The sequence below is a fragment of the Aliiroseovarius sediminis genome, assembly GCF_022678485.1.
Classification (GTDB): Bacteria; Pseudomonadota; Alphaproteobacteria; order Rhodobacterales; family Rhodobacteraceae; genus Aliiroseovarius; species Aliiroseovarius sediminis.
Genome location: NZ_JALBYP010000039.1, coordinates 101,385 through 122,900 on the forward strand (window position 1 = coordinate 101,385; position 21,516 = coordinate 122,900).

Consider the following 21,516-nt stretch of genomic DNA (forward strand, 5'->3'; position numbering starts at 1 on the left):
GAGAAACGTTTTCCAAATTGACAAAACGTTTATCTCGAAGCACCATGCGGAGCAAAGACCGGTCATATTTCAGTTCGGGGAAACATCATGGCAGATCACAGCAAAGCGGGTGCGCGCAATGCACCGAAAATCACCCTATACAACAATAAAATGTCGCCCTGCGCCCAGAAGGTGCGCATAGTCCTTGCGGAAAAGGGAATTGCCTATGAAGCGCAGGATGTCGATCTCCCGGGGAAGGAGAACTTGGAACCCTGGTATCTAAAGCTCAATCCGGCGGGCGTGGTGCCGACGCTTGTGGACGGGGATCATGTTCTGCGGGAATCGTCACTGATCTGCGAATATCTTGACGAAGCCTATTCCGGTGCCATGTCATTGCGGCCGGACGCACCACATCTTCGGGCTGAAATGCGATTATGGATGAAACATGTCGATAACAGCCTGCATCCGTCATGCGGAGCGCTGCAATGGCCGTTGGCGATGCGACCGCGGCTTTTGGAGGTGGACCGGGATGAAGCGCTGGCGCTGATTGATCAGGTGGTCGAAGCCCCACGCAGAGAGCGTCAGAAGCGACTTTTCGACCAAGGGCTTGATGCGCCTGATGTCAGGAATGCGGTCGGCGTTTATTGCCAGACGATTGATCGGATGGATCGCGCGTTGCAGGATCGCGATTGGTTGATCAGCGACCATCTTAGCCTCGCTGACATTGTGGTTGCACCATATTTCCAGACGCTTTTACAGTATTGCTGGACAGATCTTTACGCGGCGACACACCCGCGCGTTGCCGACTGGATTGAACGATTGCAGGGCCGGGACAGCTGGAAGACAGCAATCAACGCAGACTTCGATGCAGAAACACGGGCGCAATTGCGTGGAATCGGGGCCAATGCGTGGCCCACAATCCAAACCCACATGGCCAATAGGGGCGGATCTTAACGAATCTGTCGCGAAATAGCAGGTGCGGTCCGTCCCGCTGACCGTCACGTTTCCAACTGAAATCCGACGTGGCAGGTTGCTTCACCGCCGCGCGAATACCTTACAATACATAAGAAAATCAACTTTTTTAATCGTTAAAACGTTTTTACAAATTAAAAAACGTTTTTTAATTGACGAAACGATTTTATTTTAACATCATCCCGGAAAGTTGGTTCGGCGGTGTGCCAAACATTGATCAAATGCGGGAGATAGCATGTTGGATAACAGGACCCTCACGGAACACAGGCTGTTTATTGACGGTGAGTATCGGCCCGCCATTTCGGGGCGTATGTTTGATAAAGTATCGCCGGCGACGGGTCAGGTTATCGCCCGGGTCCATGAGGCGGGCCGGGAGGATGTGGATCTTGCGGTGCGTGCAGCAAAGGCCGCGCTGAAAGGCCCTTGGAGCCGTATGACGGTGGCCGAACGGGCCGGCATCCTGCAATGCGTATCACAGGGCATAAATGATCGCTTTGAGGAGTTTTTAGCGGCTGAAGTGGCAGACACTGGCAAGCCTTCCGCTCTAGCGCGAATGGTCGACATTCCGCGCGGTGGGGCGAATTTTGCCACCTTCGCTGACATGATCAAGAATCTCGGCTCGGAGTTTTTCGAGACCGATACGCCCGACGGCGGCAAAGCGATCAACTACGGTGTGCACCGCCCCAAAGGGGTTATTGCAGTCATCAGCCCTTGGAATCTGCCGCTGCTGTTGATGACATGGAAGGTCGGTCCAGCATTGGCCTTGGGCAATACGGTGGTTGTCAAACCATCCGAGGAAACACCGCATACAACGACGCTTTTGGGCGAGGTCATGAATGACGCAGGCGTGCCGAAAGGGGTCTACAACGTCATCCACGGATTTGGTCCGGAATCGGCCGGTGAAATGCTCACGCAACATCCGCTTGTGAACGGGATCACCTTCACAGGTGAGACTACGACCGGCGAGGCAATCATGAAGCAGGCCGCTGTCGGACTGCGCGATATCTCTTTGGAGCTTGGCGGCAAAAACGCCGCGATAGTCTTTGCGGATGCCGATCTGGACAAAGCCGTTGCAGGCACGATGCAGTCTGTGTTCGCCAATTGCGGTCAGGTTTGTCTGGGGACAGAGCGCGTCTATGTTCAACGCCCGATCTTTGATGAATTCGTGGCCCGGCTCAAGAACGGCGCAGAAACCATGGTTCTGGGTGGCCCAGCCCATCCGGATGTGAATATGGGGCCGCTCATTTCTGCTGAGCATCGCGAAAAGGTGTTATCCTATTACGAACTGGCCGAACAGGAAAACGCAAACGTCGTGACAGGGGGCGGCGCGCCAACGTTTGATGATGCGCGTGATGGCGGACATTTCGTAGAGCCAACAATCTGGACCGGCTTGCCAGAAACCAGCCGCCTCATCCGCGAAGAGATTTTCGGCCCGTGCTGCCATATCGCGCCTTTCGATACAGAGGATGAGGTAATCGCGATGGCCAATGACAATGACTACGGCCTCGCAAGTGCAATCTGGACGCAGGACATTTCCCGCGCGCATCGTGTCGCACCAAAAATAGAAGTGGGCCTTGTCTGGGTAAATTCCTGGTTCCTGCGTGATCTTCGAACGGCTTTTGGCGGCTCAAAGAAATCAGGCATCGGTCGTGAGGGCGGTGAACATTCGCTCGAATTTTATTCGGAGCGCGCAAACATCTGCGTGAAACTGTAAGGGGAGAATTGGCGATGGCTGACAGTATTGAAACTACGGCAAAAGCCTTGATTGCAGCGGGACGCGACCGCGCAGCTGTTGCCCCGGTTGGTGCGGGTTTCGGTGACAACGCCGATGTAGATACAGCTTATGCAGTTCAGGAAGCCGTGACAAAGGCCGCGATAGGTCAGGGGCGTCGGGTTGTGGGGCGCAAGATCGGCCTGACATCGAAGGCGGTTCAAACGCAAATGGGCGTAGATCAACCGGATTACGGGATGCTATTTGCGGACATGGAGTATGCCGACGGCGACACCATTCCTGCCGACCTGCTCATACAACCGAAAGTCGAAGCAGAAATTGCTTTTGTTCTGCGGCGCGACTTACCGGCCAAGGATGTAACAATCACTGAACTGATCAGCGCGATTGATTATGCGCTGCCCGCCATTGAAATCGTCGACAGTCGTATCCGAGATTGGAAAATCGGCATTTTCGACACGATTGCCGATAATGCATCATCGGGGCTTTACGTGCTCGGGTCGCGGCCCGTGCAGCTTGCCGATTTTGACCTACGGCTCTGCGGGATGGTGATGGAGCGGATGGGCCAACCAGTCAGCTTCGGGGTCGGCGCTGCCTGCATGGACAATCCGCTGATCGCATCTCTCTGGCTCGCACGACGCATGGCAAAGGTTGGTCGCCCGCTGATGGCGGGTGATGTGATCTTGTCCGGTGCGCTTGGACCAATGGTTGCGGCGCATCCGGGCGACACGTTCCGCGTTTCCATCAATGGCCTCGGAGAGGTGACCACTCATTTCGCAAAGGGAGAAAACGCATGACATTCAAGGTTGCGATAATCGGGTCGGGTAATATCGGCACGGATCTGATGATGAAAATCCTCAAGGGCTCAGATGAGCTTGAGATGGGTGCGATGGTCGGGATCGACGCTGACAGCGACGGGCTGAAACGTGCGGCAGACCTTGGTGTGCCGACCACTCATGAAGGGCTGGAAGGTTTGCGCGCACTGCCGAACTACAAAGACATTTCCATCGTGATGGATGCCACGTCGGCTGGTGCACATATGAAGCACCATCCGGTGCTGGTTGCCGATGGCAAGCAGATCATTGATCTGACACCTGCGGCGATTGGGCCTTTCGTTGTGCCGTCCGTGAACCTTAATGAAAACCGCGGTGAAAGCGCGCTGAACATGGTGACCTGTGGCGGGCAGGCAACGATCCCGATCGTTCACGCGGTGCGTCGTGCGACGGACCGTTTGATCTACGCCGAGATCGTTGCATCAGTCTCGTCGCTTTCGGCAGGACCGGGTACGCGGGCAAATATCGACGAGTTCACCCAGACCACCAGCCGCGCCATTGAAAAGGTCGGCGGCGCAAAGCGGGGCAAGGCGATCATCATCCTGAACCCCGCCGATCCACCCATGTTGATGCGGGATTCCGTTTTTACGCTGAGCCAGGGCGGTGACGAAGCCGCGATCCGTGAAAGCGTGGCACGTATGGTGGAAGAGGTGCGGACCTATGTGCCCGGATATCGCCTGAAACAGGATGTTCAGTTCGAAACCATTGGCGACAATGCGCCGCTGAACGTGCCGGGTATCGGGCGGGTTTCGGGGCTGAAGACATCAATCTTCATCGAGGTCGAAGGCAACGCCGACTACTTCCCTTCCTACGCGGGCAATCTCGACATCATGACATCAGCGGCAAAAGCGGCTGCGGAAAACTGGGCGCGGGCCCATAACGTGGAGGCAGCGTAAAATGGCAATCCTCAACAAACACAAGATCTACGTTCAAGACGTGACAATGCGCGACGGAATGCACGCCTTGCGCCACCAGATGAGCCTTGACGATGTTGCGACAATCGCAGGTGCGCTTGATCGCGCCGGTGTCGATGCGTTGGAAGTCACCCATGGGGACGGGCTTTCAGGGTCGTCGTTCAACTATGGGTTCGGCAGCCATTCCGATCTTGACTGGATTGGCGCGGCGGCGGACGCCGTGGAAAAGGCCCGCATCACGGTGCTTTTGGTCCCTGGTATCGGTCTGGCTGATGATCTGAAGGACGCCTATGGCGCTGGTGCCCGATCGGTTCGTGTGGCGACCCATTGCACAGAGGCCGACGTATCACGTCAGCACATCCGCGTGGCCCGAGATCTTGGCTATGACACGGCCTGCTTCTTGATGATGGCGCATATGACATCGACCGAAAACTTAGTCCAACAAGCGCTGTTAATGGAAAGCTACGGTGCGGAATGCGTCTATGTCGTGGACAGTGCCGGTGCAATGCTTCCAGCCGATGTGACCGCGCGCGTGACTGCGTTGCGCGAAAAGCTGAAGCCCGAGACCGAAGTCGGCATTCATACCCATGAAAACCTGCATCACGGCGTTGCTAATGCGGTGGCCGGTATTCGGGCCGGCGCGGTGCGGGTCGATGGATCACTTGCCGGACTTGGAGCAGGGGCCGGAAACGCGCCGATCGAAGCCATGATCGCGGTTTTTGACCGGCTTGGAATACAGACCGGATGCGACTTTACACAGCTTTCGGCGACGGCCGATGACATCGTGCGCCCGCTGATGGACCGCCCCGTGCGGGTGGACCGCGAAAGCCTGATGCTTGGGTATGCGGGGGTCTATTCGTCGTTCCTGCGCCATGCGGAAAAATCGGCCGGAGACTACAATGTGTCCACGTCGGAAATTCTGGTCGAGTTGGGCAAACGAAAAATGATTGGTGGTCAGGAAGATATGATTGTCGATGTCGCCTTAGACCTTATCACTGCGCGAAAGGCCGCATCATGACCAATACTCTTTCCGCAATTGCAAAACGGCTTGATGATGCCACCCGGTCCGCGACGGCGACCCACCAGTTGCCTGATGACCAGCAGGTTGATGCAGCCACCGGTTACGCCATTCAGGCCATGGGAATCGAACTGCGACAGCAGCGTGGCGAACGCATCGTCGGCGTCAAAATGGGTCTGACCAGCCGCGCCAAGATGGAACAGGTAGGTGTCGACGAGGTCACATGGGGACGCCTGACCGACGCGATGCGCCGCGAAGAGGGCGGCACGCTTGTTCGGGCCGACTTTATCCACCCCCGGGCAGAACCTGAGATTGCGTTCATTTTGGGCCGTCGCCTGACCGGAGAGGTCAGCATGGCAGAGGCCGCACTTGCAATCGAAGGAGTCGCACCAGCGATCGAGATTATCGACTCCCGATATGAGAATTTCAAATTTTCGCTGGGTGATGTTGTGGCTGACAATTCGTCGTCTGCGGCGTTCTTTATCGGCCCCCTTGCGCGCCCTGATCTCGATATCGCCAATCTAGGCATGGTTCTTTCCATCGATGGAAAGCCGCGTGAGGTCGGGTCGTCTGCCGCAATTCTTGGCCATCCGCTGCGCGCGCTTGTCGCGGCAGCTCGGATGACGGCGCGTGCGGGCCATGTGCTTGAGCAAGGCGATATCGTGCTTGCCGGTGCTGCAACAGCTGCGGTGCCGTTAACGCCCGGAATGCAGGTTGAAGTCGAAGTTCAAGACGTCGGTCGCGTCCGCTTTGACGTTTCGTAAGGAAGAAATGATATGCCACTCGTCGAAATCACGATCATCGAAGGCCGCACCAGCGCGCAGAAATCCGAGCTGATCACGCAGGTGACAGATGCGGTCGAAAACGCAATCTCCGCCCCCCGTCAAGCCATCCGTGTGGCGATCCGCGAACTGCCTGCTGAACACTGGGCCATCGGCGGCGTTTCCATCGCTGAAAGCCGTGCGGCACAGGCCGAAAAGAAAACGCCGACTTAGCCGTTACCGCCATGAGGACATCGTAGTCCCGAACGTGGGGCTAAATTGAGCAGACGTCAAAAGATGCGGGAGGGCATAGAACATGACAGAGAGCCTAGAAATCGGCAGCCAGATTACGATCGACGGTATCAAGACGAATTATCATGATATCGGGGAAGGCCGTCCGGTCTTTTTCATTCACGGGTCGGGGCCGGGTGTGTCATCATGGGCCAACTGGCGGCTGAATCTCGCACCGATTGCCGCCCATGGAGCCCGGTGTATCGCACCCGATATGGCGGGTTTCGGCTATACCGATGCGCCCGACGGTTTGCGGTTTTCCCGCGACGCTTGGGTCGAACATTTTGCCGCATTCGTGGACAGCCAGACACACGACAAGATTTCCATTGTCGGTAATTCTTTTGGCGGCGCAATTGCCTTGGCCTATGCGATCCGGTTTCCAGAGCGCGTCGATCGATTGGTGCTGATGGGCGCTGTCGGGCTGGATTTCCCGATCACGCAGGAACTTGATCAGGTTTGGGGACATGTTCCGACAGTGGAAAACATGGTTGAGCTGATGAAGATTTTCGCCTTCGACCCGTCGCTTGTAAGCGACGATCTGGCCGCACTGCGCCACCGCGCTGCGATGCGACCGGGCGTGATGGAGGCCTATTCGTCAATGTTTCCAGAGCCGCGCCAGGATGCTCTTCGCGCCCTAGCATCGCGCGAAGAAGATGTGGAGCAACTAAAAGTGCCAACCCTGATCGTTCACGGGCAAGACGACAGGGTGATCCCGGTCGATGTTTCCAAGCGGCTGTTCGCGCTGCTTGGGAGTTCCGAACTGCATCTGTTTCGCGAATGCGGACATTGGACACAAATCGAGAAGGCCGACCGTTTCAACACGCTCGTCGGTGATTTTTTGACCTGACTGAAGCCGGTCGGGGAACCGGCGCCAAGACAACAATGAATTCCCGCAGGCAGTATGTTCGGCGAGATATCTTCGGAGGAGGAAAAATGTCTTTAATTTCTAACACTGCGGCGACGGGCGAGACCATCAGTCTTGCGGGGGTGTCGAAGACCTACATGACGGCAAAGGGGCCTTTGCCCGTGTTGCGGGATATCAATCTTGACATCAAAGCGGGTGAGTTTGTTTCATTCGTCGGGCCATCGGGATGTGGAAAATCCACTTTGCTAAAAATTATTGCTGGGCTTGTCAGCTATGATACCGGCACTGTTGAAGTTGGCGGTGAAGCACCGCGCGAAGGACGCGAAGATATCGGCTTCATGCTGCAACAATCGGTTCTGATGCCTTGGCTGAACGTCAGCAAGAACGTGGAATTGCCATTCGCAATCTCGGGCCGGCGAAACGGAAATACTCCGAAAAGGGTGGCCGAACTTCTTGATCTGGTGGGCCTTACGCCTGTTGCTAAACTTAACCCTTGGGAATTGTCGGGCGGGATGCAGCAACGCGTTGCTTTGGCACGGGCTCTGGCACTTGATCCGGGTATCATGCTCATGGACGAACCGTTTTCCGCGCTCGACGAATTTAAACGTGAATTCCTTAACATCGAAGTGGCCCAGATGGCCGACAAACTGGGCAAGACCACGCTACTGGTGACACACAGCATTAGCGAGGCCGTCTTGATGTCCGACCATATCATCGCACTGGGTGCAAACCCCGGCCGTGTCGTAGGTGAAATCAAAGTCGATCTGGAACGTCCACGGCGCACCAACATGGTAGGTAGCGCCCGTTTCCAAGAAATCAGCAATGAAGTGCGCGTGGCATTGGCCGCGGATCTGGAAGGGGTACAGTAATGACCAATACAATTCTCTATCGCGCCGGCTTGCCGACTTCAGTGGGCATCACACTGATCGGGCTGTGGCAAATTCTTAGTATCGTCGGGGCAATCAATCCGATCATGATTCCATCACCGTGGGACATTGCCATCGCCTTTAGCGAATTGGTTACACGCGGATATTTCTGGCAGGCCACCTGGTTTACCCTGCAAGAAACGCTATACGGGTTCGCAATTGGCGTCACGCTGGGGCTGATCATCGGCGCACTCACCGGCACATTCCCGATGTTTCGCACCGCAATCTACCCCTTCGTGATTGCGTTTCAAAATACACCCCGCGTCGCATTGGCGCCAATCTTTCTGACATGGTTCGGGTTCGGCATGACGTCCAAGGTCGTTATGGCTGCTGTGATCTGCTTCTTTCCTGTGGTGATCAACACGGTCGCCGGTATGGCGAGCGTCGGCGACAACGCAAAAATGTTATTCCGATCATTGGGCGCGAGCAGGGCACAGACGTTTTTCCGCCTAACCTTGCCGGGTGCGTCCGAAATTGCCTTTGCGGGCATCAAGACCGCGCTGACGCTGGCTTTGCTGGGTGCAATCGTTGCCGAATTTGTCGGTGGATCTGTCGGCCTTGGGGTCTTGATCAAGGAACTGAATTTCCAGCTCGAAGTCGCCAAAGGCTTTGCCGTTGTCCTGTTCTTAGCTGTGATCGGCCTCACTCTCTACGGGCTGATCGAACTGCTTGAACGCTATCTGATCACTTGGAAACACGACTGATCGGCCCCCGCATGAGTATTGTTCACCGAAGGATCGGAAGGGAAACTTCGGTGAATACCCTAAGACTGAACACCAGCGCGGCCCCGATTTTGCCGCAACCAAAACACACAAGGGAGAAGACAATGAAACGACTCGTTAAAACCATCGGCGCGGCCGCAATCGGCGCTGTGACGCTACAAATGGGAACGGTGAACGCGGCGGTCGCGCAAGACCTTACCCCGGTCGAAGTACTACTTCCAATCCCCGAGGGCTTTGCATTCACGCCACTCATCGTTGCCCGTGAGATGGGATATTTCGCTGAAGAAGGTATCGACGTTTCGACCGTTGTTGCTGATGGGTCCGGATACCTTTCACAGCAAATCGTTGCCGGTAACAGCCAGTTCGCACTCATGGGAGCAGCAGACGCCGTCGTCGCGTTCAACCGTCGCGACGACATCCGGGTGCTGTTCTGCAATCAGGTTAAGAACGTCTATCGCATCGTTGCACGTGCGGATTCAGGCGTGACATCCATGGCGGACCTCGAAGGGAAATCTCTGGGCTATACCGAACCGGGTGGTGGCGAAAGCCAGCTGGTCTCAGCAGCAATCGAAGGGGCTGGCCTTGAAGTCAACCGGACCATCACGCTTCTGCCCATCGGCCCTGCGGGTCCACAATCGTTGATTGCCCTGCAAAATGATACGGTTCAGGCGTACAGCTCCAGCTTTCCGGATGTTGCGGTTCTGGCCGCATCAGGCATCGACTGGATCGACATCACACCTAAGACTTATTCCAACGTTCCAGGGGCCTGCATGGTAACCACAGAGGAAGTGCTGGCCAGCGAAGACGGCATGAGCGCGGCCACCGCACTGTCAAACGCTTGGGTCCACGGGCAGTATTACGCCATTGAAAACCCCGACGCAGCGTTTGCACTGGTATGTGACACAATCGAGGCGGCCTGCGAAAACGAAACCGTGGCACAAGCGCTTTATGTCGAAGCGATGAACCTGATCACTCCGCCTGAAGGCCAGCGCCCGGGCGAGTTGACACTCTCATCGTGGCAGACGGTTGTGGACATCCTTGCGTCCAGCGAAACGGTTTCGGCTAATCTGGATGTTATGCCGCTGATCTCGGGCGACAATGTGCAAGCGGTCATCGACGCGGCCTACGCCGATCGGTAAGATTAGTGCTTTCGCGAACACGCATGACGATACTAAACGATATAAGCATGAGTGCCCCGACCGTTACGGTCGGGGTAATTTGCGTAGGCCGAATTGAAAGAAAAGATTCCCACCGCCCCCGGTCATGATTTATATGTCGCCAATTCCGACGACATGGGCCGACTTCATCTTGTGGCGTTGGTTGGCTATTGTGCAATGAGGTGCGCTAGGTGCGCGTTGACACCCGCATAATTGTAGCAGTCAGCCCATTCTACTCCAGCAGCTAACGGAAATTCGGCCTTATCACTCGAAAACCGGGGCGCTCAGCCAGCGCACTTTGGACCGGGCGGTTTTTTGGAGAAAAGCTTGGAAAACACTTTTATCGACCTTTTCACGCCCCGAAATCTTCTCGTGGACATGGTGCATTTTTATCAAACCGAACTTGGTTTCTCCATCAAGACGCGCTCTGCCTCCTTGGCAATACTGCATGGGCCGACACCGCAGACGCCAAGCTTGAGAGTGCACGCCAGAGATGGCGGCTTGCAAGTAGGCACGACTGGGTTAGTGTTCCATGTCACGCACTTCGAAGCGGCTCTGAGCGAGTTAACTGCGACCGGACATGTTGTGCTTGGTTCCTGTAATCCCGAACAAAGGTCGTTCATGATCGCCGATCCTGCTGGCAACCAGATCGAATTTCGCGAAATGTCGTTGAACTAAGAACAGGCGCCTCGCTCAGAGCCAACTGCTGTTGAAAAATGAGCGGTTCTGGTTGCAATTTTTATCAAAGTAGTTGCCTACTGATTTCATGGTAAACAATGGGGTGGATGCCGCCAGCGGCATTAAATGTGCTAAGGTAGTGGGTGTTGAAGCGCCGCTACAACTAAGACCGCATGTCCTTTTCCGTAACCATCCGCACGGCTCTCGCGCATGTCTCAGGTGAATAGCTGTTCGCTCTGTTGTCTTTTTCCATGGCTCCAACCCTTCCTCAATTTGGAGCCTCCGGAAAACCCGGAGCGGTTCATACCGTAAGGAAAAGCAAGGCGGCAATCCCCAGAAGGGCCGCCATGCCCGCTGCATCGTGCAGCCGCCCATGAACACCGGCGGAGAGAGAGTCGGCGATGCTGTCAGTTCGATCCGGTATGATGCGGCTCAATCGTGGTTGCGCCGCATCAACATCGTGAACACCAATCCGACCCCGAGTGCGCCAAGAAACCAGTGGACCGGATTCTCACGGACATTGGATTCCATATCTTTTTCAAGCCGGAAAACCTGCTTCCCCAGTTTCTTGACAGCCCGGCGCGACTCGTCCAGCACTTCTTCCGTGAAATCCGTTGCGTTTGCTTGCATGCCGTCTGCACGTGCTTTCCCGTATTCGCCCAAAGACTTGGTCAGAGCGGCGATATCGTTCTGATCTCGGCCATTTCAGCGCGAATTTCGTCCTCATACTTGGCAATTGCGGGATTGCCATTCGATTTTGTCTCTTTTTCAGCCGTGGCCGTCTCTATTTTCCTCTTGGTGTCTCTGTTCGAGGCATTCGCAAACCAAAGCCCGCCATCGTGCCCATCACGCCATCCCAGCACTCCGCAGTACTGAACCGCATTAACAATCATCAACATCGCAACCACAGAAGTGTCTTATGATCATCTGGCGATCTTCAACACGCATCTCGCGTCAGATCAAATAAGTGCGCTATATAACAGGATCTTCGAATGAAGGGGCAGCCCCAGACAAAGGTGATCGCGTGTTTTGCAACCTCCAAACAAGGGACAAGCGGACACGTACGACGCTGTCATGATGATCAACATCTGGGCCACGTCGTCTTGATGGACGGCGTCCCCACACCGTTCGATGCACTGACGTTCGACGAAACACTCCAGCAAATTCAGAGCATTCTGCCAGAGCCTGCAGAACCCGACATGTCATTAAGACCAAAAGGGGGTCGCCAACATGCACAGCGCCACATATGATAAAAGAATATTCTCCCCCAGCCTTCTCTTCCGTGACTTGGGGTTCCTGATATCGAAAGCTCCTGCGCTTGTCGGCGCGGTGCGCAACCCTGACATCGGGCGCGTCTTCACAGGAAAGATCATGATGGTGGTGACAGCAGTCAATGGATGCACATACTGCACGTGGTTTCACGCCCAGCAAGCCGTCACGAGCGGAATGAGCGACACGGAAATCGGCGACATGTTCGATCTGCAATTCGAGGCATCCGCCACCGAGCATGAGCTACCGGCGCTCTTGTACGCGCAGCACTACGCCGAAACCAATCGCAACCCCGATCCGAAGATGACCGAGCGGCTTGATGTCTTCTATGGGGACCGGACTGCCAGCGATATCATGTTGCTGATCCGAGTGATCTCTTTTGGCAACCTTCTGGGAAACACATTTGATGCCTTCCCCACGCGACTGAAGGGACAGAAGGCAGAAAACAGCAGTGCGCTTTTTGAACTGTTGTTCTGGCTTGCGACGTTCTGGCTGATGCTGCCGGCCAAATGGATATTGCAGCGGCGGCGTTCAGACGGCACGAAGCCTGATCCAACCGAAGAAACACAATGAAGCGCGGAACCCAGATCCACCTTTGATACATCCTGCTTGCGGTGATGGGCGTGGTGTTCATCCGCAACCTTTGGGTTCAAAGCCAGACCATCGAGGCGATCCCCTATAATTAGTTCGAGACATATCTTGATTAGGGAACGATCACTGCCGGGTGCGGTTGAAACACCCGGTTCACCACGCTTTTGATCTGGATCTTGCCGGCGAGGCTGCGCCCCCCATCATTTTCATCGACGAGTTGGACACCCTTGGCCGGGCGCGTAGGGCGGGCCGGATGCATGGCGGAAATGACAAGCGGAAACAGACGCTGAACCAGCTTCTGTCGGAACTCGGCAGGTTAGGCCCAAACGAGGGCGCGGTGCTCCTCGCGGCCACAAACCGGCCCGAAATTCTCGGCCCCGCGCTGCTGCGGGCGGGCCGCTTTGACCGGCAGGTATTGGTGGACCGGCCCTAAGTTTGTGCAAGGGTCTCAGGCGCTTCCAGCTTTTCTTTCAGCACGCCCAGAAACTCCGCTGCCGGACCGGCCTGCAACACGCGGTGATCGAAGGACAGATAGAACCGCGCGACCGGCGCGATGACCACCTCGCCGTTTTGCGCGATAGGGGTGTCCTGCATCGCCGCCACGCAAAGCGACGCGACCGAGGGCAGAACCGGCATGGCGATAAAGAAGTCCACCGGCGCGACCATGCCGATATTCGATATGCCCAGATTGGGAACAGACAGCATCTTCTGAAAGCTCTGCTCGACCGTTTCCTGCGACAACTCGCCATTGCGGATGCTTTCGACGACGGCCTGCGCTTCCTTCGCAATCTCGACCAGCGATTTCGAACTTGCGCCCTCGATCAAGTGCGGCACGGCCACATCGCCGACTTGCACGGGTCCGCCAACCGCGATTGCCTTGGGTTTGGGCAGGATGACCGTGTCTTCTCCCTCCCAAAGCCCGGCAATGATCGGATGGGTTTTGCAAGCCTCTGCTGCAGCCTTCCGGATCAGCGTCATAAGGCTGATCCTGGTGCCGCTATCGGTGCTGAGTTGCTTGCGGAATGACTGTGCCTTTTGCAGATTGACCGCAATGCCGACATGGACAACGGGCGTCTTGGGCCAATTGGCGCTGAACATGTCCGCAATGGCCTTTTGCGGCCCTTCTATCCTGTAGATCAGTCTGCCGCTTTCATCTTCTTGCAGGTCCAATGTCATCGCCTGATCTCCTTCGCTGGCACTTGTTTTCGGCCGGGCGTCGCTATCGTTCTCGACGCACCCGCTCTCATCCAACCAAAGACCTGCCACGCGGCGCCTGGGCCTGCATTAACCGCCGTCAAGCGCACTTAAAGGCGCTGTGCCAAAACGATGATCCATTGTTGAATAAGCTCAGGGGTGCTGCGGGCGATTGACCTAAAGTCCGTCTTCTAGCCGATTCGGCTTGGCCGCGATTGTTGAGAATAATCAGCTTCGCGATGGCGGGCCGGACGGTCGAAGATCTGATGCGCACATCTGTCACAAACATGGCCCCCGAACAGACCCTTGCGGATTTCATCAATGATACCGTGCAGGCGCAGCGGATCAGTTTCGTGACCGTAGTCGAAAGGGACCGTATGCTGGGTGTGATTACGCTGTCGGACATGGCCAGCTATCTGGCCTTGTCAATGCAGTCGATGCCATGTCCACTGCACGCGCAGCATCCTCTCTTTTTGCGCGACCAAGCAAGATCCGGCCCTGGATCGCGAGCCTGCCGGCCAGGACATTCCGCCGATCGGTCGCAAACACACTATCTCAGCATCATGGTGCGAGCTTCTTGTCGCGCCGGATGGCTTGGCGGCTTAGGGCGCCCTGCCGTGTCGATGGTGTTATCTCTCTGTCGATATCGACCCCCAGACCGCCGAGCGCCAACAAAATGCGTTGCAACAACCCATCTTCCGGACCAGTCATTCCCTCATCCACGGCCACCGATGTTTCGCAGGCCTCATAGTTCCAACGGCGCAGGATTTCGATCTTTTCCGCATCACTCAGGCTGCTATCAGCAACGACATCTTCCGGGGCGGCATAGATCGCCTCCGGATCAATCATCGCCTTTGCCAATCTGGGTCGGTCAGTCATGGGACGAACCCGACAGGATGGTTAAAATCTGTTGAACCGCACCCGGCAGTGATCGTTCCCCGGTTCCGACGATATCGTCGGTTCCATCGGCGATGGCCTTGGCTTGGCGGATGTCCTCCAAGCTTGCCCCCGAGTTCTGAATCGCATGAAGCTGCTCGAGTGTGAGCGGCCCGAGAACATGATGAATGTTCTGCATAGTCGGTTCTGGCATGGCGCTGTTCCTTTTTGCTGGCTCATCTCGATCCTGCATTTGGCCAGAACGATTCGCATTGCTTCCTGTTAAAGGACGGTTTTCGCGTGATCGCAGACGCGGATGTACCCGATGAAAAGATCGATGCCGTCGTATCCGGGTTCGAGCCGAAACAAATGAGCTGAGGTCCGAGACGTAATGCCATGTCAGAGACAGCTTTGGACGACCCAAGGGAACCGATGGTGGAAACCTACGAGGACGTCCTGTTTGGCGAGGTCAAAGAGCGTGCGGTAGATGGCTTGCATCAGGCGATGGCCCGCCGACTGACTGCCAGTTGGCGGAAGGTGCCGCATGTTACCCATTTCGATGAAATTGACATAACCAACTTGGAATCGCGCCGCGAGAACAGGAATGATATGCTGGATGACGACGCACCGCGCCTGTCACTGCTCGCGTTCATCGTGTTGGACGTATCGGAGACCTTGGGCAGGTTTCCCGACTTCAACGCTTCGGTCTCGGCTGATGGCAAGACACTTCATCGCAAGGCATATCGCAATATCGGTATCGCCGTGGATACCGACGCCGGGCTGCTCGTGCCGGTTTTGCACAATGTGCAGGACATGGATCTTGCGAAACACGCCCGCAGTGGACCGTTGAAGAATGACGATGTCGAAGGCGCAAGCTTTACCGTCACCAGTCTGGGCAAGTTGGGCGGCACTGGTTTCGCGCCAATCATAAATACCCCCGAGGTGGCCATACTCAGCCTGGCGCAGGCGCAAATGCGCCCCGTGGTGGAAGGTGACAAGGTTACCCCGCACCCCTTGCTTCCCGTCTCGTTGTCATACGATCATGGCGTGATCGATGGCGCCGCTGCGGGGTGCTTTCCGGAGGCTTTGCGAAATCGTCTTCTCGCATTGCCCGGCGATAATGACGGTGCACCAGACTGATGATCTGATCCTGACATCACTCAACGCCACGATCTACAACGGGAGAAGACAATGACGATGAATTCCGACACCACATCCCCGCTCGCTTCGGCCATGTGGCAAAGCCGCAACATGTTGATTGCTATCGGCATCGTGATGATCGTGGCGGGCACGGCCGCAATCGTCTTTCCCTATTTCAGCACGCTGCCTGACATCCTGAGCGGTCGTCCCGAAAGATAGTGTTGCCTTCGTGGCAGCGAACAGCATTCCAGCCCCCTAAACAAGGAGACATGATATGACGCCGGTCGACACCACCAAGCCTGAAAAAACCACGGTCATCGAGGTGCCCGAGGCAGTAGGCGTATTCGATAGCTTCGAGACATTGCAACAGGCTTTCTATGATTTGCGAATGGCCGGTTTCAGCCGGTATGACATCAGCCTTCTTGGGCATGAAAAGACGCTGAAGAAAAAGCTTGGGGATGCCTACTGGCGCACCGAGGATCTGGAGGATGACCCCGATGTGCCGCGCGCGGCCTTCGTCTCGGAAGAGGCGATGGGGGAAATGGAAGGCATGATCGTCGGCGGTGTCTTTTTCATCCCGTCCTACATTGCGATGGTGGCTGCGGCAGCGGCAGGGGGAGCGGTCGCCGCCACGGCTGCGGCGGTGGCCATCGTCGGGCTACCGGCCGCCGTGATCGGGGCGCTGCTGGCGCGGCGCGCCGACAAGCATCACCGGGATTACTACGCCCAACAGGTCGAGCGTGGCGGCATTCTTCTGTGGGTGCGGGTCGACACCACGGAAAAACAAGCGCGGGCTGTCGACATACTAAAATCACATTCTGGCAAAGACGTTCACGTCCATGACTGGAGCCGTTGACCGCTCGGGATGCGCCATATTCTTTTAAAGATCGACTGGAAAAGACCGATGGCAAAACCGACGACGAATAAGAACGAGCAGGCAAAGACGGTTGTCCCGATCCGATCCGATCCCAAGGGGAAAACTGACGGGGCGTCGCAGGATGGACCCGTCCCGGACATAGATCCTGCGATCGAGCCGCTTCCTCCGGAATTAAGCCTGCGCTGCAAGTGGGTCATGCCGGATGGCTACAGCACCGAAAGCATGGATAGCGCATTCAAGGCACATCTGGCCCGCTTTACGATGGGAATTACACCTTACGGGCTGTCGTCACAATTCTTCAATTGGTGGGTGCACTTGGTCAGCTCGCCCGGAAAACAGGTGCAACTGGTCGAAAAGGCCGCACGCAAGGCCGCGCGCTTTGCGATTACCACGGCCCAGCAGGCCCAAAACGGTCAAGTTGAACCCTGTATCATGCCGCTGGAGCACGATAAAAGGTTCAGCGCCCCGCAACGGCAGAACTGGCCCTATAACCTGATTTACCAGAACTGCCTTCTGACCCAACAGTGGTGGTACAATGCCACCAACCCTGAGATTATGTCCGGCCCCATCAGCGAAGGCGGGGCGAACCTGATCCGAGGGGCGGAAAACCCTGCCGAGGATTGGGAACGCGTAGTTTCCGGAAAACCCCCGGTCGGAGCCGATGCCTACGTTCGGGGCCGCGACGTGGCGGTGACGCCAGGCAAGGTTGTCTATCGATCTCGTCTGCTGGAACTGATCCAGTATGCGCCGCAGACCGATGCCGTCACCTCTGAGCCGATCCTGATCGTGCCGGCCTGGATCATGAAATACTACATCCTCGACCTGTCGCCGCACAATTCGCTGGTGTGCTATCTGGCCGCGCAGATGGCACCGTGGCAATCGGTCTACAAGCTGCACATTCTGTCAGACAACGACACCACCTTCGTTTTGACCTCTGGCGGTCACAACGTCGGCATCGTCAGTGAACCCGGCCAAGTCGGGCGCAGCTTCCAGATGTCGACGACACCGCACGAGGCCAAGTACGTGCCGCCGGAAGACTGGCGGGCGCAGACGCAGCTGACGGACGGATCGTGGCGCTCCGACCGGCCAGACCGTCTTGAACATCTTGCACGTCAATCCGAACCGGTCCGTGTGGCCGTGGTATGCCCGGTGGATGAGCCCAGTCTTGTTGTGGCCGCGAACGCCGATGGCGGGCCATATCTCACGACACCCGAAAGCGCCCTGCCCGTCCTGATGCTTGCCACGGATGAAGAGCGGGTTCTGGCGCGAAGGGCCCACGATCTGCTGGCGTCCGGGCTTAGAACGGCCACCACAGCTGTTGAGGATGAACGCGGTACAATCGCGCGTGGTCCATGATAAAACGCGCCCCGTTGATCGCGATCAGTGCCGCGCGGTCTGTGGCGTCAAGCAAAGTCGGCACTGGAAAGCGGATAAAGACAATGACAGATCCTGACCAGACCCCCGATTTCGCCGCAGAGGTTCAAACGGTGGCGGACAGGCTCGATGTGAACCCGGAACACGGGCTGGATGACAGCATGGTTGCCGGGCGGCGGGACCGGTATGGGCCTAATCAGTTGCGGGCCCAGGAAAAAAAGAGCGTATTCTCTATTCTCGTCCATCAGTTTCAAGGGGTGATCGTCTGGCTTCTGGCACTGGCTGCAGGGGTGTCTTTTCTGTTCCAGGATATCGCTGAAGGTATTGCGATTGTCGTGGTTCTGGCGATCAATGCCGCGATCGGATTTTTCACCGAACTGCGCGCCGCGCGCTCGATGGAGGCGCTGCAAGGCATCTCGTCGGTCACAACACGCGTCCGGCGCGCCGGCAAGGCAGTGCAGATCGACGCGCATAAGCTGGTGCCCGGCGATATCGTCCTGCTGGAGGCGGGCGACATGGTCACGGCCGATCTGCGACTCGCGGATGCGTCCAACCTGCAGAGCGACGAATCCGTCCTGACCGGAGAGTCCGTTCCCGTGGTCAAGCAGACCGGACCGGTCGGCCAGGACGCGGCGATCGGTGACCGGTCCTGCATGGCCTTCAAAGGCACGGCAATCACCCAGGGTGCGGGGGTCGGTATTGTGACCACCACCGGCATGAATACGGAACTGGGCCATATCAGCCATCTCGTGCAAACGGCCGACTCGGCGGCATCCCCGCTGGAAAAACGGCTCGACCGGTTGGGCCACCGGCTGGTCTGGCTGACGCTGGCACTTGCGGCGCTGACCATCGGTGCAGGCATCCTGCGCGGTCACGAGGTGGCGATGATGTTCCAGACTGGTGTGGCGTTGGCCGTGGCTGCCGTGCCCGAAGGGTTGCCGGTGGTCGCAACGCTCAGCCTTGCGCGGGGGATGTGGCGGATGGCGGCACGCAACGCGGTCATTTCAAACTTGTCCTCGGTCGAAACACTTGGTGCAACCACGGTGATCCTGACCGACAAAACCGGCACCCTGACGGAAAACGACATGGCCGCGGTTCGTTATGTGTTGTCGGATGCCGATGTATCCATCGACAGGCAGGCCGACACCCTGCGCCTTGTCGGCAGCGACGGCCCGCCCAATCCGGGGCTGCAAACGCAGCTTGACGCAGTGCTGCGGATCGGTGCGCTTTGCAACAGTGCCGCTTTGGCGCAGGAAGATGCGCCGGCATCGGGCGATCCAATGGAAGTGGCCCTGCTGCGTATTGCGATGCGGGGCGGGCAGCCGCGCGAAACCCTTTTGCAGGATCACGCGACGGTTGAGGAATACGCCTTCGATCAGGACACCAAAATGATGGCGACGGTCCATCGTGATGGTGACCGTTTTCTCTATGCCGCCAAGGGGGCACCCGAGGCGGTACTGGGCGTCTGCAGTCATGTTTTGGGGCCTGACGGTCGTCACCCGATGGATGCGTCCGCGCGCGCGCAATGGCTTAAGCGCAGCGACGAGGCCGCGAGTGACGGGTTGCGCCTGCTGGCGCTGGCCGAGAAGCGAACGCACAGTGCCGATGCCGACCCTTACGAGGGTTTGACCTTGGCAGGGCTGGTCTGTCTGCGTGATCCGCTGCGCGGAGACGTCAAGGACGCCATCGCAGCAGCCCGCGCGGCGGGTGTGCGCGTGGTGATGATGACCGGAGACCACGCCAGCACCGCCGCCGCCATCGCCCGCGCGGCAGGGTTGGGCCCGACCGATCCGGGCGACGACGATCTGACAGTGATCGAGGGCAGCGACCTGACCGATCTTGACCCCGAACAGGTGGATGGCGCGCTGCGCGACCGTGTGATAGCCGCCGACGTCTTTGCCCGCGTCGCGCCAGCCACCAAGTTGCAGATTGCCGCGCTTTACCAGGATAATGGCCACGTCGTCGCGATGACCGGTGACGGGGTGAACGACGCGCCTGCCCTGAAGAAAGCCGATATCGGGATTGCGATGGGCCAGCGCGGCACCGAAGTTGCCCGCGAGGCGGCGCATATGGTCCTTAAGGACGATGCATTTGGCACCATCATCGCGGCCATGCGGCAGGGGCGGATCATCTTTGGCAATATCCGCAAATTCGTGATCTATCTGATGTCCTGTAATGTCAGCGAGGTGCTGATCGTTGGTTTGGCTGTGATCGCCGGACTGCCGATGCCTCTGCTGCCACTGCAGATCCTGTTTTTGAACCTCGTCACCGATGTCTTTCCCGCCTTCGCATTGGGGTTGGGAAAAGGCGACGACATCATCATGCGCCAGCCACCTCGCGATCCCACCGAAGAGATCGTCTCTCGTCGGCACTGGATCATGATCGGCGTTCTGGGTGGGGCGATCACGATTGCAACCCTTGGCGCGTTTTGGCTGGCGCTGTATTGGCTGTTGCTGACCACTGCGCAGGCGATAACCGTGACTTTTCTCACGCTCGCGCTGGCGCAACTGTGGAACGTGTTTAACATGCGCGCATCAGCGGCTGGCATTTTCGTCAATGAGGTCACCCGCAATCCTTGGGTGTGGGGTGCTCTTGCGCTATGTCTCGGCCTGATCGCGGCGGCACTTTGGTTACCGGGCCTCTCGGATATCCTGAGTCTTCCCGATCCCGGATTGCCCGGCTTCCTTCTGGCAACGGGCGCAAGCTTCGTGCCGCTTGGACTTGGTCAAATCTTTGTCGCCCTGCGGTCGGGTGACTGACCGCCATTGCCCACATCAGCAGACAGGTCGTAACGAGAACGTGCAAAGATCTTCTCAGAAGACGCGGGGCAGAAACAGTCCCGAGGGGGCTGTCAAAGAACCTTGATCAAACAGTTGCGTGTGCCAATCGAATTGCGCTGGTCTGGAAGACGAGTCGAATGGCTCTGTCCAATCCGAAGAGCGGTTTCGTGCTGTTGCGGGGCGTGCGCCGCGTCTTCGCCGAACAGCGGACCACATCATGGTTGGGATTGAACTTGCACAATCTGGCCGGTCGCGGAATTGATCGTATCCCATGTCCAGTGAATCGATTGCGTAACTTGCTTGCCCGCCTAGGTATGACAGTTCAGGCAGGCCTTGATAACGTCCGATCCAGTCTTGAATGGTCCCTTCAGCTTGCCGAACGCGGCATGGTCCGCCGTCAGCTTCGGGACGGTCGACCCCAACGGCTCCATCACGGATGCAGTTGCCCCGAAATCATCGGTGTCGGGGCGGTTGCCCGGCGCGTCATCTTGGGCATCCGAATTGCATTCGAGTTTGCGTTGGCAGTTGACCCACGCCAAGACGCAAGAATGTTGCGGCCCCGTCCTGCAC

General features: G+C 57.3%; 24 protein-coding genes and 2 pseudogenes. 20 read left to right on the forward strand and 6 right to left on the reverse strand.

Annotated elements, in window-relative coordinates; all coding sequences use genetic code 11:
• The first annotated feature begins 87 nt into the window (after positions 1–87).
• The 12 genes from MN186_RS16130 to MN186_RS16185 all read left to right on the forward strand — a co-directional run bounded on the left by MN186_RS16130 (position 88) and on the right by MN186_RS16185 (position 10,845).
• Positions 88–933 carry a glutathione S-transferase family protein gene (locus tag MN186_RS16130; RefSeq protein ID WP_242115745.1) on the forward strand — a complete coding sequence of 282 codons (846 nt, stop codon included), beginning with the start codon at positions 88–90 and terminating at the stop codon, positions 931–933.
• Positions 934–1,186: 253 nt separating this feature from the next.
• Positions 1,187–2,665 (forward strand): 2-hydroxymuconic semialdehyde dehydrogenase, encoded by a 1,479-nt coding sequence (locus MN186_RS16135; protein WP_255744429.1) that lies wholly within the window; start codon positions 1,187–1,189, stop codon positions 2,663–2,665.
• 14 nt (positions 2,666–2,679) lie between these two features.
• Positions 2,680–3,477, forward strand: coding sequence for a 2-keto-4-pentenoate hydratase (locus MN186_RS16140; protein WP_275066130.1), 798 nt, complete (start codon positions 2,680–2,682; stop codon positions 3,475–3,477).
• The gene (locus MN186_RS16145) at positions 3,474–4,409 is read left to right on the forward strand and encodes an acetaldehyde dehydrogenase (acetylating) (protein WP_242115747.1); all 936 of its coding nucleotides are present in this window, start codon (positions 3,474–3,476) and stop codon (positions 4,407–4,409) included. Before MN186_RS16140 ends, MN186_RS16145 begins: the two co-directional genes overlap by 4 nt.
• Before the next feature lies 1 nt (position 4,410).
• Positions 4,411–5,445, forward strand: coding sequence for a 4-hydroxy-2-oxovalerate aldolase (gene dmpG, locus MN186_RS16150; RefSeq protein ID WP_242115748.1), 1,035 nt, complete (start codon positions 4,411–4,413; stop codon positions 5,443–5,445).
• Complete coding sequence (locus MN186_RS16155) at positions 5,442–6,209, forward strand: 2-keto-4-pentenoate hydratase (RefSeq protein WP_242115749.1); 768 nt, start codon at positions 5,442–5,444, stop codon at positions 6,207–6,209. Before dmpG ends, MN186_RS16155 begins: the two co-directional genes overlap by 4 nt.
• A gap of 12 nt (positions 6,210–6,221) precedes the next feature.
• Positions 6,222–6,440 (forward strand): 2-hydroxymuconate tautomerase, encoded by a 219-nt coding sequence (locus MN186_RS16160; RefSeq protein WP_242115750.1) that lies wholly within the window; start codon positions 6,222–6,224, stop codon positions 6,438–6,440.
• Positions 6,441–6,522: 82 nt separating this feature from the next.
• Positions 6,523–7,344 (forward strand): alpha/beta fold hydrolase, encoded by an 822-nt coding sequence (locus MN186_RS16165; RefSeq protein WP_242115751.1) that lies wholly within the window; start codon positions 6,523–6,525, stop codon positions 7,342–7,344.
• A gap of 35 nt (positions 7,345–7,379) precedes the next feature.
• Positions 7,380–8,231 carry an ABC transporter ATP-binding protein gene (locus MN186_RS16170; RefSeq protein WP_242115752.1) on the forward strand — a complete coding sequence of 284 codons (852 nt, stop codon included), beginning with the start codon at positions 7,380–7,382 and terminating at the stop codon, positions 8,229–8,231.
• Entirely contained in the window at positions 8,231–8,992 is a 762-nt protein-coding gene (locus MN186_RS16175) for an ABC transporter permease (RefSeq protein WP_242115753.1), read from the forward strand. The genes MN186_RS16170 and MN186_RS16175 overlap by 1 nt, the downstream gene beginning before the upstream one ends.
• A 122-nt stretch (positions 8,993–9,114) precedes the next feature.
• Positions 9,115–10,149 (forward strand): ABC transporter substrate-binding protein, encoded by a 1,035-nt coding sequence (locus MN186_RS16180; protein ID WP_242115755.1) that lies wholly within the window; start codon positions 9,115–9,117, stop codon positions 10,147–10,149.
• Positions 10,150–10,494: 345 nt separating this feature from the next.
• Entirely contained in the window at positions 10,495–10,845 is a 351-nt protein-coding gene (locus tag MN186_RS16185; RefSeq protein ID WP_242115756.1) for a VOC family protein, read from the forward strand.
• A 432-nt stretch (positions 10,846–11,277) separates the two neighbouring features.
• On the opposite strand, the gene MN186_RS16190 is transcribed toward MN186_RS16185, so the two are convergent.
• Both MN186_RS16190 and MN186_RS16195 read right to left on the reverse strand, forming a co-directional pair.
• Positions 11,278–11,475: a hypothetical protein gene (locus MN186_RS16190; RefSeq protein ID WP_242115757.1), complete on the reverse strand. Its 198-nt coding sequence runs from the start codon at positions 11,473–11,475 to the stop codon at positions 11,278–11,280.
• Positions 11,476–11,516: 41 nt separating this feature from the next.
• A complete protein-coding gene (locus tag MN186_RS16195) occupies positions 11,517–11,744 on the reverse strand; it encodes a hypothetical protein (RefSeq protein ID WP_242115758.1) in 228 nt (75 codons plus the stop codon).
• 331 nt (positions 11,745–12,075) lie between these two features.
• Between MN186_RS16195 and MN186_RS16200 the strand changes: the two genes are divergently transcribed.
• Positions 12,076–12,687, forward strand: coding sequence for a carboxymuconolactone decarboxylase family protein (locus tag MN186_RS16200; RefSeq protein ID WP_242115759.1), 612 nt, complete (start codon positions 12,076–12,078; stop codon positions 12,685–12,687).
• Positions 12,688–12,883: 196 nt separating this feature from the next.
• A pseudogene (locus MN186_RS16205) lies at positions 12,884–13,135 on the forward strand (AAA family ATPase); the annotation flags it as partial.
• On the opposite strand, the gene MN186_RS16210 reads toward MN186_RS16205, so the two are convergent.
• On the reverse strand, positions 13,135–13,881 hold the full coding sequence (locus MN186_RS16210) for a 2-oxo acid dehydrogenase subunit E2 (protein ID WP_242115760.1): 747 nt from the start codon (positions 13,879–13,881) through the stop codon (positions 13,135–13,137). The pseudogene MN186_RS16205 and the gene MN186_RS16210 overlap by 1 nt on opposite strands.
• Positions 13,882–14,165: 284 nt before the next feature.
• Here MN186_RS16210 and MN186_RS16675 point away from each other — a divergent pair.
• Positions 14,166–14,309, forward strand: a pseudogene (locus MN186_RS16675) (CBS domain-containing protein); the annotation flags it as partial.
• A gap of 151 nt (positions 14,310–14,460) precedes the next feature.
• Here the strand turns inward: MN186_RS16675 and MN186_RS16215 are convergent.
• Positions 14,461–14,778: a hypothetical protein gene (locus MN186_RS16215; RefSeq protein WP_242115761.1), complete on the reverse strand. Its 318-nt coding sequence runs from the start codon at positions 14,776–14,778 to the stop codon at positions 14,461–14,463.
• Complete coding sequence (locus MN186_RS16220; protein ID WP_242115762.1) at positions 14,771–14,989, reverse strand: hypothetical protein; 219 nt, start codon at positions 14,987–14,989, stop codon at positions 14,771–14,773. Before MN186_RS16220 ends, MN186_RS16215 begins: the two co-directional genes overlap by 8 nt.
• A gap of 182 nt (positions 14,990–15,171) precedes the next feature.
• On the opposite strand from MN186_RS16220, the gene MN186_RS16225 reads away from it, so the two are divergent.
• The 5 genes from MN186_RS16225 to MN186_RS16245 all read left to right on the forward strand — a co-directional run bounded on the left by MN186_RS16225 (position 15,172) and on the right by MN186_RS16245 (position 20,925).
• Entirely contained in the window at positions 15,172–15,915 is a 744-nt protein-coding gene (locus tag MN186_RS16225; RefSeq protein WP_242115763.1) for a 2-oxo acid dehydrogenase subunit E2, read from the forward strand.
• 51 nt (positions 15,916–15,966) lie between these two features.
• Positions 15,967–16,134, forward strand: coding sequence for a hypothetical protein (locus tag MN186_RS16230; RefSeq protein ID WP_242115764.1), 168 nt, complete (start codon positions 15,967–15,969; stop codon positions 16,132–16,134).
• A 55-nt stretch (positions 16,135–16,189) separates the two neighbouring features.
• Positions 16,190–16,771 carry a hypothetical protein gene (locus MN186_RS16235; RefSeq protein ID WP_242115766.1) on the forward strand — a complete coding sequence of 194 codons (582 nt, stop codon included), beginning with the start codon at positions 16,190–16,192 and terminating at the stop codon, positions 16,769–16,771.
• Between the two features lie 48 nt (positions 16,772–16,819).
• Positions 16,820–18,148: a poly-beta-hydroxybutyrate polymerase N-terminal domain-containing protein gene (locus MN186_RS16240; protein WP_242115767.1), complete on the forward strand. Its 1,329-nt coding sequence runs from the start codon at positions 16,820–16,822 to the stop codon at positions 18,146–18,148.
• A gap of 83 nt (positions 18,149–18,231) precedes the next feature.
• Positions 18,232–20,925, forward strand: coding sequence for a cation-translocating P-type ATPase (locus tag MN186_RS16245; protein ID WP_242115768.1), 2,694 nt, complete (start codon positions 18,232–18,234; stop codon positions 20,923–20,925).
• A 329-nt stretch (positions 20,926–21,254) separates the two neighbouring features.
• On the opposite strand, the gene MN186_RS16250 is transcribed toward MN186_RS16245, so the two are convergent.
• Positions 21,255–21,485 carry a hypothetical protein gene (locus MN186_RS16250; RefSeq protein WP_242115769.1) on the reverse strand — a complete coding sequence of 77 codons (231 nt, stop codon included), beginning with the start codon at positions 21,483–21,485 and terminating at the stop codon, positions 21,255–21,257.
• Between the last annotated feature and the right edge of the window lie 31 nt (positions 21,486–21,516).